We start from the raw sequence: 12871 nt of genomic DNA, 5'->3' as shown, positions 1-12871 counted from the left end.
CCCGGGCTCGCCTTAAATCCGCTCTACGATCCCGTCGACAACCTTGTCCAGCGCTCCCCGGTTCTTGTTGACGACCGCCAGCGCCCGGTCACCAAGGGTTTGGCGTTCATTGTCGTCACTGATCAGTTGGACAAGGTGGGACGACAACTCATCGGCGTCGGCCACCAGTTTTACACCGGAATCGTCCAGCAGTCGCTGGTAGATGGTCTCGAAGTTAAACACGTGCGGCCCAGAAAAAACGGGAATTCCCCAGGCCGCCGGCTCCAGCGGGTTATGGCCGCCGCGCTCGATCAACGACCCTCCCACAAACGCCATGTCACTGGCGCCGTAGAGCATCATCAACTCGCCCATGGTATCGGCCAGATAAACATCCGCCGACGCTACGCCGTTACCGGTTGAACGGCGTGCCAGCGTCAGACCGGCTTTTTCAACTTTGTCGGCTACCGACTCAAAGCGCTCGGGATGGCGCGGTACAATAATGAGCAGAGTGCGCGGATGGACGGCAAGCACCTTCCGATGCGCTTCCAACAACTGGGCATCTTCGCCTCATGCGTGCTACCGGCGATCCATACTGCCGGCCTGGAGAGGGACTGCCGTAGCTCTGCCGATGCGCTGCGAACCTCTTCGGTGATATCCACGTCGAACTTAACGCTTCCGGTGACGGCAACTTTCGAGCTTGCAACGCCGATGCGGCAGAAGCGCTCGGCATCTTTTTCAGCCTGGGCGGCCACCCAGCTGATGCTGCGCATGATCGGAGTAGCGAGACTCTTGATGCGCTCATAGCCCTGGGCTGAGCGCTCGGACAGCCGGGCATTGATCAGGAACACCGGCACCTCAAGCGTTCGGCATTGGCGGATCATGTTGGGCCAGATTTCGGTTTCCATGATAACCAGAATCCGGGGTTGCGCCCGCTTCAGAAACCGTCGGATGGAGCCAGGCGTATCATAGGGCGCGTAGGCGTAGTGCACCTGGTCACCGAACATTTTTTGGGCCTGGGCCAGGCCAGTGTCGGTCATTGCGGTCATCAGGATGATGATACTGGGGTCGCGGGCCAACAGGCGGCGAACCATGGGGCCGGCTGCAATGGTTTCACCCACAGATACCGCATGCACCCAGACCACAGCGCCCTCATAGCGAGGCACTATGCCAAGCCGTTGGTACCAGTTTCGACGAAGCTCCGGAGCCCGACGACCGTTCCACCATAGACGTAACAAAATGAAAGGCAAAAGTAACCGTATCAACTGGGAATAGATAAATTGCAGCACACAGGACTCCGGATAAAACAGTAAGGTATCATAGCCGAAAACCCATTGATTTACTTCTGATTGATGCTGGCATTCGCCCGCGATGGCGGCCGGTTTCACGGACAGGCAGGGTCATTATTCCCGTGAAGAAGAAACACCGAAAAGTCCCGAGAAATACCGAATACTCCGCCTACCGCCACCCCCGGTGGTGGCCAACCTGGATCGGCATTGGCCTGATGTGGTTGCTGGCGCAGCTACCGATTCGGGTTCAATGGTTGCTCGGAAAAATCGCCGGACTGCTGGCGTGGCGCCTGGCAGGCAGCCGCCGCCACATCACCGAAATTAACATTGGCCTGTGTTTTCCAGAACTTAGCTCTGCACAGCAAGCTGCTCTCGTTCGCAAGTCGTTCATTGCCAATGGTATTGGCCTGATGGAGCTGGGCCTGGCCTGGTTCCGAGATCCCGCTAAGCTAACCTCCATTACCACCGTTCATGGGCTCGAACATTTTGAGCAGGCCCTCGCTCGCGGCAAGGGTGTTCTTTTGCTTGGCGGCCACTACAGCACTTTGGATCTCGGAGGCAGCCTGGTCACCGAGTACATCAATGCCGATGTCATGCAGCGGGATCACAACAATCCCCTGATGAATGCGGTGATGACGCGGGCACGGGAGCGCCGGTACGGCAAGGTCCTCGGTGCCAGGGATTTGCGCGGTCTGTTCAGAAGCCTGAAAAACAATCGCGCGGTCTGGTACGCCACCGATCAGGATTACGGCCGCAAGGACATTGTCTTTGCCCCGTTCTTCGACATCCCTGCAGGCACCATAACGGCCACATCCCGCATTGCCGAGCGCAGCGGCTGTGCCGTCGTGCCTTTTAGCCACGTCCGCCGTGAAGGCCAGCCCGGATACGATATCTACTTTCATCCGGCTCTTGAGAACTTTCCCAGCGGCGATGATCTACAGGATGCCACGCTCGTTAACCGCACCATTGAACGGGAAATTCGCCGGGCGCCGGAGCAGTATCTGTGGATGCACCGCCGCTTCAAGACTCGCCCGAACGTCGGCGACCCAGGCTTTTATGGACGCCACTAACCAGCACGCCTACGGAGGCCGGTTATTATGACTGGAGCCCATGACCAATCCCACTGACCGTAACAACGGCACGCCTGTGGTCTGGCTGCTGACCGACAACAAAGCGGGCCACCGGAGTCAGCTAAAGGGGCTAGGCAATCGCCTTCGCGTGCTCACCGGCGCCAGCCTACACTGGATTGATGCCAGCGAAGTTTCGGTACCCGTATGGCGCGCTCTGCTGGGCATCGCCCCCACCTTGATGCCGAATTGCCATCGCCGAACCTGATTGTCGCGGCAGGAACGGGCACCCACCGGCTGTTGCTGTCCCTGCGCAGAGTCGGCCGCGCCAAGACGCTAACCCTCATGAAACCCGGCTTCCCCCTTAGCTGGGTCGACGGCGTGATCACCCCGGCCCACGATGCCATCCACAGCAAACACGTTCTGCTCACCGAGGGCGCACTTAATTCGATCACGCCTCTGGCCCGCATCACCGACAAACCAGAGGCCCTGATACTCATCGGTGGCCCGTCGCCGCATTTTGAGTGGGACAATGACGTGCTGCTCGGACAGATCAATAATCTGATCGGGCAATACCCGGCATGGCGCTGGACCATCGGCGGCTCCCGCCGAACTCCGGAGGAACTGCTGGCCCGACTGGTAGAGCTGCAAGGCCCCAAAATTTCCATTGTTCACCCGAAGGACACTTACCAGGACTGGCTTTCGCACCAGCTGGCCGCATCCAGAGCCGCCTGGGTCACCCCGGACAGCATGTCCATGGTGTGTGAGGCGGCAACGGCGGGGGTGCCAACCGGTATTTTCGAGCTCGCCGCTCGCCCTGCCAGCCGCGTCGCCCAAGGTATTGGCCACCTGGTAGAAAACGGACGAATCGCCCGCTGGACCGATCACGTTGCCGTCATGGCCGAGAAGACCGTTCCAACGACCACACTTTGGGAGTCCGATCGGGCGGCACGCTGGGTCATTGACCGGCACTTGCCCACCTTTAGAGCAAACCCACCGGCGAACAAAAGGACAAACGGATGAGAATTCTCCAGGCCCTGCCCGCGTTATACAGCGGAGGGGTGGAACGAGGCACTGTGAATTTGCGTCTGATCTGGTCAAGCGTGGCCATGAATCCTACGTGGTCTCCAAGGGTGGCCCAATGGCCGAGCAGCTGCGCGGCCAGGGTTCGCACCACATCTTCATGCCCATCCACCGAAAATCACCCGCATCGTTCGGACAGATCCTGCCTATGCGCAAGCTCTTGCGGGAGCTGAAACCGGACATCGTTCATGTCCGGTCGCGCATGCCCGCCTGGATCATCCGACTGGCGCTCAGAGGCATCCCCGCCAGCGAGCGGCCGGCGGTAGTAGCCACGTTTCACGGCATGTACTCGGTCACCCCCTACAGCGCCATCATGACCCGCGCTGACCACCTGATTGCGGTCTCGAGCTGTGTTCGAGATTACGTACTGGACAATTACCCGGTTCCCGAACACAAACTCACGGTCATCCAGCGTGGGGTCGACCTCAGCGCCTTTCGCCAGCGCGAGCTCAGCACACAATGGCGGCAGCGATGGTTTCGACAGTACCCGCAGCTGGCCGGCAAGAAAATCATCATGATGCCGGGCCGGATTTCGCGCTGGAAAGGTCAACTGGACTTCCTGGCGATGATGGCGGAACTGATCCGCCAGCGCCCGGACTGCCACGGCATCGTGGTGGGCGGCGCCGAACCGGGTAAAGAACCGTTCCTGGAAGAGCTGGAAAAAGAACGAGCCCGCCTGAACCTGACCGATCATGTCAGCTTCCTGGGCCAGCGCAATGACATGACCACGCTGTACCTGCTGGCAGATGTGGTCTGCCACATGAGCACCAAACCGGAACCCTTCGGGCGCACGGTTACCGAAGCACTCGCCTCGGGCACACCGGTGGCTGCTTACAATCGGGGCGGAGCGGCCGAGACACTGCAGGCGTGTTTTCGAGACGGACTGGTAACACCGGACGATACCGAAGAATTCGCCAGGGCGGTCGTTAGGCTATTGGATTCGGGGCCAGCCACTATTGAAATCCCCTACCGATTTCAGCTCCAGGCGCAAACCGAGGCCACGCTTCAGGTCTACGAATCCGTACTGGCAGAGCGCGAACCCCAGCCATGAACCGCTCGCGGCCACTGACGATTGCGCTTCTGTTTGCAACGCCGGGCACCGGCTGGGGCGGAATGGAAAAGCATACGTTTGATCTCGCCCTCGAGCTGAACCGACGCGGCCACAGCGTGCACGTCATGGCACACCGGAGTTATCAGAACCGGTTTCCAGCCAAGGTGCATTTTCATCCGCTACCGGTTGAATGCAGCCGTCTGAACCCAAGGCTTCGCTTTGCCCTGCGGCAATGCCTTCGCCGGATCAAACCCGATGTCCTGCATGCCCACGGCAACAAAGCGGCCCAACTTGCCGGACAAGCGCCACCGGGCCTCGCGCCGCTGCGCGTTGGCACCGTGCATGGTATCAAGAAAAGCCATAGGGCTTTCCTGCGTCAGGACGCGGTGATCGCGGTCAGCCCCCGGGTTTTCGAAAATCTGGAACACGACAACAAACACCTGATTTACAACGGTATCACTCCTGAAGACGTTTCAGAGCGCGCGCCCTGCCCCGATGACGACCGCGCTTCCACCACCGACGACGCGACCCCAACTAGATGCATAGCCGTTGGCCGGCTGGAGCCGGTGAAGGGGTTCCACACACTGATCGAAGCCTGGGCACAGCTGACACAGCCGGCACAATTGACGATTTATGGCGAAGGCACTGAACGGCCTCGCTTGAACGCCTGATCGACACCCTGAATCTGAACAACGACGTCACTCTGCCCGGCTATTGCGAAGATTTACGGTCTGTCTATCGGCACGCAGAACTGGCCATCATCAGTTCCGAGCGGGAAGGATTCTCCTATGTCCTGATCGAGGCCCTTGCGGCAGGTTGCCCGGTGGTCTCGACTCCGGTGGCTGGACCGGTGGAGCTGCTGCCAAAAACTGCATTGAGCCAGGACGGCCTCGCCGAGGGCCTTCGGGCGGTCATCGACCAGGCCCTGTCCGACCTGACGCATACACGACAGGCGCAAGTGCCAGCTATGCAGCGAGTCAAAACAGCCTTTACCATCGAGGCCATGGTGGACAACATTGAAAGGCTTTATCGGGAGGCCATGACGTGATCGACCTGTCCGACCAGACACCATTTGCTTCCGGCTCCAACCGCCATTGCTACCGGCACCCGATTTATCCCGACCGCTGCCTGAAAGTTATTCGTCCCGACAATATCGAGGTCCGCTACCAACGGCAGCCGGCACTGAAAAAGCTGTTGGGGAAAAAGCGGTTGAACGACAACCTTCAGGAGCTCGAGGCCCACGAACAAACTGTCATTCAGCACCTTCTGAAGCAAGGTCAGGAAGACCTGGTCTGGGCCCACCTGCCCCGTTTTTATGGCCAGACGGCCACGGCACAGGGCCCTGCCAATGAAAGCGAATTTCTAACAAATCCTGAGGGCGGCGCTGCAGAAACTTTCGAGCATTATCTGACCCGTGCTGGCTTTGACGGAACAGCCCAGGCCTTGGTCGAGGAATTCACCGACTGGCTGCAACGCACAGGAATCCTGACCCGCAACCTGCTGCCACACAATCTGGTGCTTGGCGTGCGAAACGAAAAGCTCAGGCTGTTTCTGGTGGATGGCCTCGGTGCCCCGCTAATACCGAGCCTCCTATCGACCAGCCGGAATTGGCGGCTACACTACATTGATCGGCGCATTCGCCGGTTCTACAAACGCATCGAGTGGGAAATCGGAGATAGAGAGGAGCCGTGGGAGCTTTCACAAAAACTCTAGGCCTTCACGGTGCCAATTTCAGCCCCTTCAGTCACCTTGGCCGGCGGGTTTTCTCCCGTCTGCAAGGGCGCGGCCACTGGCTCTGTCAGGCCCATATGATAATATGCCCACCCCTTACACAGATTTTTTCGGGCATCTCAACCTCAAGCTTGGAGTGAACCTATGATTCATCCGGTCATCATGCTGGCGGCACCGGCTCGCGGCTCTGGCCCCTGTCACGACAGTTGAACCCCAAGCAGTTTCTGAAACTGACCGATAGCCCGCTGTCCATGCTGCAGTCAACGGTAGCTCGGCTTGAGGGATTAAAAGCAGAAAAACCTCTGCTCATCTGCAATGAAGAACACCGTTTTCTTGCTGCTGAGCAAATGCGGCAGTCCGGCCAGGACGATGTCCAGATTATTCTTGAGCCCTGCGGGCGCAACACGGCGCCAGCCATCGCTCTGGCGGCTATCCAGTTGTGCGAGAGTGCTGGTAGCGACAACCCGCTGATGCTGGTACTGGCAGCGGATCATCTGATCCAGAACACCGAAGCTTTCCAGCAGGGCGTTGCCAGGGCCATCCCTCTAGCGGAGCAAGGCAAGCTGGTCACCTTCGGTATCGTACCCAGCCATCCGGAAACCGGTTATGGCTACATTCATCGGGGGGCTGAACTCGCCACCGAGTGCTACTCGGTCGACAAATTCGTCGAAAAACCGGACCTGGATACGGCGAATGCCTACCTCGACTCCGGCGACTACCTCTGGAACAGCGGCATGTTCCTGTTCTCCGCCCGCGACTACCTAAAGGAGCTGGAAACGCACCGGCCGGACATCCTGTCTGCCTGCAAGGCGGCCATCGCCGACGCCAGCGAAGACCTGCACTTTACCCGGGTTAATGCCGACCTGTTTGCCCAGTGCCCGGCTGAGTCGGTGGACTACGCGGTTATGGAGAAGACCGACAAAGCAGCCGTGGTTGCCCTCGACGCGGGTTGGAGTGACATTGGCTCCTGGTCAGCACTCTGGGATGTCAGCTCAAAGGACGAAGCCGGCAACAGCCTGACCGGCGACGTGATTGCACGGGACACCGAGAATACCCTGGTGCGCGCCGACAGCCGTCTGGTCGCAACGGTCGGTGTCGATAACCTGGTGATCATCGAAACGAAGGACGCACTCCTTGTGGCTCACAAGGACAAAGTTCAGGACGTGAAAAGCGTGGTCGAGCAGATCCGCAACGATGGTCGCCATGAGCACATGAACCATCGCGAGGTCTACCGTCCCTGGGGCGTCTACGACTCAATTGATAACGGCACCCGCTATCAGGTTAAACGCATTACCGTTAAGCCCGGAGCCAAGCTGTCGGTGCAGATGCACCACCACCGGGCTGAGCACTGGATTGTGGTCAGCGGCACCGCCCGGGTGACCAATGGCGAAAAAACCTATCTTGTCACTGAAAACCAGTCCACCTTCATTCCAGTTGGCCAGGTTCATTCCCTGGAGAACCCGGGGGTGATAGACCTGGAGCTGATTGAGGTGCAGTCGGGCTCCTACCTAGGTGAAGATGACATAGTCCGGTTCGAAGATCGGTACGGCCGCAATTAATCATGGCGTTATCGAAAGCTACATTCCTGATTTTTGCGCTCAAGCTGGCCGGCAAGCTGTCCCTGCGATGCGCCCAATTGATTGGCCGCCTACTCGGTACTCTGGGCTGGGTTCTCAATAGCCGGTCGCGCAAAGTGACGGAAACCAACATTCGCATCTGCTTTCCGGACATGCCCGAAGAACAGCGCCGGGATCTATCCCGCTCAAGCCTTCGGCACACCGGCCAAACCCTGATGGAAATTCCACTGATGTGGGAATGGCCGGTGCAGGATTGTCTCGAATTGATTCGGGAAGTCGAGGGTGAGCATTTGGTCCACGAGGCTATTGCCAAGGGCAAGGGCCTCGTGTTGCTGGCGCCCCATCTTGGCAATTGGGAGCTGACTGGTCTGTATTTTTCCTCACACCACAAAATGGCGGCGCTCTACAGCCCGCCCCACATTCGTGAGTTCGAGGATTACATGATTCGGGTCCGCGGACGCCTTGGTTCGGAATTAGTGCGGGGTGACCGGCGCGGGCTCGCCCGCCTGATTACCCTATTGCGGGAAGGGGGTGTGGCAGGAATCCTGCCTGATCAGAGCCCTCGCGCGAAAGGCGTGGCCCACGCGCCATTTTTCGGCCTCAACGTGCGAACGATGACCCTGGTGTCCAAACTCATTCAGAAGTCTGGGGCTACTCCGCTGATGGGCTTCTGTGAGCGTTTGAAAGACGGCAAGGGTTTTCGGCTGGTGATTCGCGAATGCGAACCAGACCTCGATGCCACTGACCCTATCGTTGCGACCACTGCGATGAACCTGTCCATTGAAAACTGTGTGCGTGAAATTCCCGAGCAGTACCAATGGGAGTACAAGCGTTTCCGCCACCTCACACCGGGAACCCCTAACCCCTACAATCCGAAAAAACTGTGCCGCTAAACCTACCGGATGGTAAGAAGTCCTGACAGGCAACAAGCACCTCGCGCGTGTATACTAGGCCCCAAATTTTCATGCGAACCGTCACGGGCCCAACAACGTTATGACACCACAATCCATCGGCGTGGTTATTACCACCTACAACTCCCCCTTGTGGCTTGGCAAGGTTCTGAGCGGGTATGAAAACCAGACTTGGAAAGACTTTCGGGTCATCGTGGCCGATGACGGTTCCACGGAACAAACCCGGGAGCTGATTGAAAGTTTCCGGGAACGCGGCATCCTTGCCATCGACCATGTCTGGCATGAGGACGACGGTTTCCGAAAGTGCCAAATTCTGAACAAGGCCATTCAGGAAACCAGCTGTGACTATCTGATCTTCACCGATGGCGACTGCATTCCCGAGCCGCGCTTTATCGAGACCCACCGCGCCCTGGCAGAGCCCGGACATTTCCTTTCAGGTGGGTACATCAAACTCACCATGCCGGTGTCGGAAAAAATCTCTGATGACGACATTCGCTCCGGCGTGATCTTCACTCCAGAATGGCTCGTCGAACATGGCCAGCCAAAAAACCACAAGCTCTGGAAGCTGTCACCCTCCCCGCTGGTTAAAAAACTGATGAACGCCGTGACGCCTGCAGCGTCCAGCTGGAACGGCATGAACAGCTCTACCTGGACCAAAGATCTGATCGCGGTTAACGGCTTCAATGAAGACATGCAGTACGGGGGGCTTGACCGGGAGCTGGGCGAGCGCCTGTGGAACTACGGCCACAAATCCAAGCAGATCCGCTACAGCACCGTGTGCCTGCACCTGGACCACGCCCGGGGTTATTCAAAGCCTGAGATTTGGGCGAAGAATCGAGCAATTCGGAAAGCGGTCAAAGACAACCGCACCTTTTGGGCGGTCAACGGAATCGACAAGAAGCCCACAGCATGAGAACCCTCGTTGTCATTCACAGCCTCAAAATGGGAGGCATGGAGCGCGTTGCGGTCAACCTGGCAGACGCTTTCGCCGAAGAGGGGCATGAGAGCCATTTGCTTTCCTGTCGAAATCGGCCCAATGACTTAAAGCCGTCCCATGACTCGGTAACGCTGCATCATTTCGATCAGGCACAAGCTCTCCTGAAGTCGGTGGTTGGCATTCCCGTGTTCCTGCTTTCACGGCTTTTGCTGGGTGTTGTCCTACCTAAATCCCACTTTATGTGGGTGGGCTGGCTGAGTGGCTGGCTGCTGAAGCGCAAAATTAAAAAGATGGAGCATCGTTATGGTCGCTTCGACCGGATAGTTTTCCGCGGCTTGGGCACCTTCAAGTACTTCTGGTCGCTGCGCGACGACCGCTGCGTGTATGTCTTGGAGAACGTCATTCACTACGACCGCCCCTTATGGCAGAAAAAGTTGGAGTGGAAGCTGGTTTTCGACCAACGCCACCTTGCCTGCGTATCATCAGGTGTTGCCGAGTCAGCCCACGAGGCCTTTACTAAAGGCAACATCCAGCCCAAGAGCCTGCGGGTGATTACTAACCCCTGCCCCGTTGAGCAAATTCGGGAACTTGCAGAGCAAGACGACCCGGATATTCCAGCCGAACCCTACATCGTGAACGTAGCGCGACTGGTTCCTCAGAAAGGCCACGCACTCCTTTTGGAAGCCTTTGCCAAAGCCCAACTTCCTCAAAAATTGGTGATCGTCGGTCAAGGTCCGCTGCGCCAAGAACTGGAACAGCATGCCGAAGCGCTCGGTATCGCTGACCGTGTCATCTTCGCCGGTCAGCGATCCAACCCCTACCCGTGGATGAAAAACGCCGAACTTTTCGTACTTGCCTCGGAATACGAGGGGCTGGGCATTGTGCTGACCGAGGCGTTGGCGTGCGGCACCCCTATCATGTCGGTTGATAGCCGCGGCGGTGTTAGGGATGTATTTCGTGGCAAACTGGAATTATTCCTGACAGAGCCAACCATAGACGGGCTTGCCGAGGGATTATCGTCCGTGGTCGGGCGACTGCCAGTAACAGTGAAAGAAGAATGGCTGGCACCGTTCCAGAGCCAGGTAGTGGTTGCTGCTTTTCTTGCGACACCGGAAGCGACAACTTCTTCATGATGATTTAAGGCGCCAAGCCACATGAGCATTACGGAAAAATCCAGATTTGAGCAGATCCGCAGGAACTGGAACAGTCGGATTCGGGCCTGGAAAACTGATAGGCAAAATCAAAAACGATATGGAGAGGACGCTCCACGTTTCGCGGAACAACTCTGGGTTCCGACAGACCGCATTCAAAGAGCGTTAAAGATAGGAAGCTCTAAACAGAGTGGCGCCGTCATTGCGAGTTGGCCAGAGAAAGGTTACTCGATGGTCAGCGACCTACCCTCTTTAAGGGCCTGCTTAGCGCACTGGCGTGATGGGGTAAGCTGGGAAGACTCTGGCATAATTGATCTGATGATGGCGCAGATTCGCCGCAACGGTAAGGTTGATCGCCTACGCACCCATGAGGAGGTGAAAACCCGTTACCAAGAACTGGACGAGCTTTTTCGCGAGGTTAAACGCGCCGGAATGCTCAGTAGTCGTCAGGACTTTATCCCGGGCAATTTCCGAGAAGAAGGCGGCATACTTGTTCACATCGGACCCGATGGTGAGCCAGTCTTTGGCAAGAAAGGTCACCATCGGCTGGCCATGGCAATAGCTCTCGAGTTCAGTGTGATTCCGGTACAGCTAGGCGCAACTTACAGGCCAGCCATTGGGCATTTGTTGAACTATCGGCAACGGACGCACCACTGAACATCGGGTCATTCAGCGGCCACATCACCTCTTCCTTGGTTTATGTGGTCAGCCAGTTGATGCAGACAAAGACCCATACTTTCACCACTGAGCAACTCGCTGACTTTTTCGTCAGAAATCGTTACCGCCTCGGTATATCCGGCAGAAGACTCAATCACCGTTTTAACTGAAAGACTTTGCCGCGCCAGCTTAATTTCATTTGCCAAATCGATTCCACCATAGGCCGATCGTACAAATCAACCACTCCAGGGTATGACCGGTACGCAGCATCCCCCATCACAATAACAGGCGTTCCCCGGCACAGCGCCTCAAACCCGACCGTACCGGTCAGAGTAACAACGGCCTCGGACTCGTCAATAAGATCAAATGACGCCATTCGCTCGTCGACCAAAGCTACTCCCCGCATACTGGCCAGAATACGATAAAAGTCCGGATGCCTGAACGACCTTTTGCTTTTCAGCATGAACATTGACGGATGCTCTTTCACCACAAGCTCAGTGGCCTCGGGCAGTGCGTCACGCAATGCTTTGACAGCGTTGATCTGCGGCGCGTATCGCCCCCCTTCAGGAATCGACGTCCGTTCCGGCTGAAAGTGAAGGAACACCGTGACAAACGGCGACTCCGGGAGCGACTCACTGCAAATCGACTCAAAGCCGCCCGCAGCCTCCTTGAGCGAAAATTGGTCAACAATTTAGAGATTTCGCGATCAACGTTTGAGATCGAATCCCGATTCTTAGGTTCCCGTCCCTCAAATGCTCTACGCAAGGATTTTTTTAATCGGGCACCCCGATCTTTGCGGGTTTTTCCAGACTTCTGATTCTTCATGTAGTCGGGCTCTGCGTCTACGTAGTCTTTCTGTTTTCGAGCAATGTAACGACGGACGTCTTCCGACGGAGCATGGCTAGCAGAAGGCCGATCGCCAGTTCTTTGGGGAAAATAATCGACAGTACGGCATCCTAGCGACGCGTCAGGCCTTATTTCCTTTACATAAGCGCGCCATGGCAATTCGCTCTGGCCCACGGCGTATACTTTTTTGCCCTGGCTAGCGGCTACCAAAAAGGTTAACCAGGCCTCAATGTCATGAGGTGTTGAGCTAAACACCAAGTAGTCCGCCTCAGAGGCCAACACCAGATCCGTAGCCCGCAATACCATTTCTTGCAAATGAGGCAGGTAGTTAAAACAGTTCCGGAAAGGATCGGTTTTCTGGCCGCCATTGAAATAACGCAAACGCTCCAGAATGTAGAACGTGTGGCCATTGTTAAGAGCCAGGTCGAGCACTGGCTCAATTTCCCTGTAGGTCGCACTTCCGACTCGCTCAGCAAAAGGCGCTTTTATGTACTCGGTCGAAAAAAACTGGAACTCCGCGTCCGGATCTATCGACAGATCTGTCCGCTCACGGGAGATCACCACAGGAAACGCGTGCGTGAGGGCGCGCGAGATA

The 12871-nt window shown here is 57.2% G+C and carries 11 protein-coding genes and 4 pseudogenes; 11 read left to right on the top strand and 4 right to left on the bottom strand.

What is annotated here, in order from left to right; genetic code table 11:
- Nucleotides 1-12: 12 nt before the first annotated feature.
- Nucleotides 13-1265, bottom strand: a pseudogene (gene waaA / locus AU14_RS13355) (lipid IV(A) 3-deoxy-D-manno-octulosonic acid transferase).
- A gap of 122 nt (nt 1266-1387) precedes the next feature.
- Here waaA and lpxL point away from each other — a divergent pair.
- The 11 genes and pseudogenes from lpxL to AU14_RS18710 all read left to right on the top strand — a co-directional run bounded on the left by lpxL (nt 1388) and on the right by AU14_RS18710 (nt 11430).
- On the top strand, nt 1388-2335 hold the full coding sequence (lpxL, locus tag AU14_RS13350; protein WP_094191219.1) for an LpxL/LpxP family Kdo(2)-lipid IV(A) lauroyl/palmitoleoyl acyltransferase: 948 nt from the start codon (nt 1388-1390) through the stop codon (nt 2333-2335).
- Between the two features lie 40 nt (nt 2336-2375).
- Complete coding sequence (locus AU14_RS21820; RefSeq protein WP_236744079.1) at nt 2376-2600, top strand: hypothetical protein; 225 nt, start codon at nt 2376-2378, stop codon at nt 2598-2600.
- On the top strand, nt 2540-3355 hold the full coding sequence (locus AU14_RS13345; RefSeq protein WP_236744078.1) for an ELM1/GtrOC1 family putative glycosyltransferase: 816 nt from the start codon (nt 2540-2542) through the stop codon (nt 3353-3355). Before AU14_RS21820 ends, AU14_RS13345 begins: the two co-directional genes overlap by 61 nt.
- A pseudogene (locus AU14_RS13340) lies at nt 3352-4466 on the top strand (glycosyltransferase family 4 protein). The gene AU14_RS13345 and the pseudogene AU14_RS13340 overlap by 4 nt, the downstream one beginning before the upstream one ends.
- Nucleotides 4463-5506: pseudogene (locus tag AU14_RS23935) on the top strand (glycosyltransferase); the annotation flags it as partial. The pseudogenes AU14_RS13340 and AU14_RS23935, both read left to right, overlap by 4 nt.
- Nucleotides 5507-5510: 4 nt before the next feature.
- Complete coding sequence (locus AU14_RS13330; RefSeq protein WP_041341575.1) at nt 5511-6179, top strand: YrbL family protein; 669 nt, start codon at nt 5511-5513, stop codon at nt 6177-6179.
- Between the two features lie 162 nt (nt 6180-6341).
- Nucleotides 6342-7756 (top strand): annotated as a pseudogene (locus tag AU14_RS13325) (mannose-1-phosphate guanylyltransferase/mannose-6-phosphate isomerase).
- 2 nt (nt 7757-7758) lie between these two features.
- Complete coding sequence (locus AU14_RS13320) at nt 7759-8667, top strand: lysophospholipid acyltransferase family protein (protein WP_041341573.1); 909 nt, start codon at nt 7759-7761, stop codon at nt 8665-8667.
- A gap of 100 nt (nt 8668-8767) precedes the next feature.
- Nucleotides 8768-9598, top strand: coding sequence for a glycosyltransferase family 2 protein (locus AU14_RS13315; RefSeq protein ID WP_041341570.1), 831 nt, complete (start codon nt 8768-8770; stop codon nt 9596-9598).
- A 38-nt stretch (nt 9599-9636) separates the two neighbouring features.
- Nucleotides 9637-10755, top strand: a complete 1119-nt coding sequence (locus tag AU14_RS13310; RefSeq protein ID WP_236744075.1) for a glycosyltransferase — start codon at nt 9637-9639, stop codon at nt 10753-10755.
- Between the two features lie 21 nt (nt 10756-10776).
- On the top strand, nt 10777-11430 hold the full coding sequence (locus tag AU14_RS18710; protein ID WP_052472053.1) for a hypothetical protein: 654 nt from the start codon (nt 10777-10779) through the stop codon (nt 11428-11430).
- A gap of 8 nt (nt 11431-11438) precedes the next feature.
- Here the strand turns inward: AU14_RS18710 and AU14_RS19580 are convergent, their stop codons facing one another.
- From AU14_RS19580 to AU14_RS21805, 3 genes are read right to left on the bottom strand one after another with little or no spacing between them, the layout of a single operon-like run.
- Nucleotides 11439-11636 carry a hypothetical protein gene (locus AU14_RS19580; protein WP_148312755.1) on the bottom strand — a complete coding sequence of 66 codons (198 nt, stop codon included), beginning with the start codon at nt 11634-11636 and terminating at the stop codon, nt 11439-11441.
- Nucleotides 11585-11893, bottom strand: coding sequence for a capsular polysaccharide export protein, LipB/KpsS family (locus AU14_RS23930; RefSeq protein WP_407942857.1), 309 nt, complete (start codon nt 11891-11893; stop codon nt 11585-11587). The genes AU14_RS19580 and AU14_RS23930 overlap by 52 nt, the downstream gene beginning before the upstream one ends.
- A 20-nt stretch (nt 11894-11913) precedes the next feature.
- Nucleotides 11914-12840 carry a hypothetical protein gene (locus tag AU14_RS21805; RefSeq protein ID WP_236744074.1) on the bottom strand — a complete coding sequence of 309 codons (927 nt, stop codon included), beginning with the start codon at nt 12838-12840 and terminating at the stop codon, nt 11914-11916.
- Nucleotides 12841-12871 lie beyond the last annotated feature (31 nt).

Source organism: Marinobacter similis, assembly GCF_000830985.1.
GTDB classification, from domain to species: Bacteria; Pseudomonadota; Gammaproteobacteria; order Pseudomonadales; family Oleiphilaceae; genus Marinobacter; species Marinobacter similis.
This window is presented reverse-complemented; position numbering and strand designations above follow the sequence as displayed.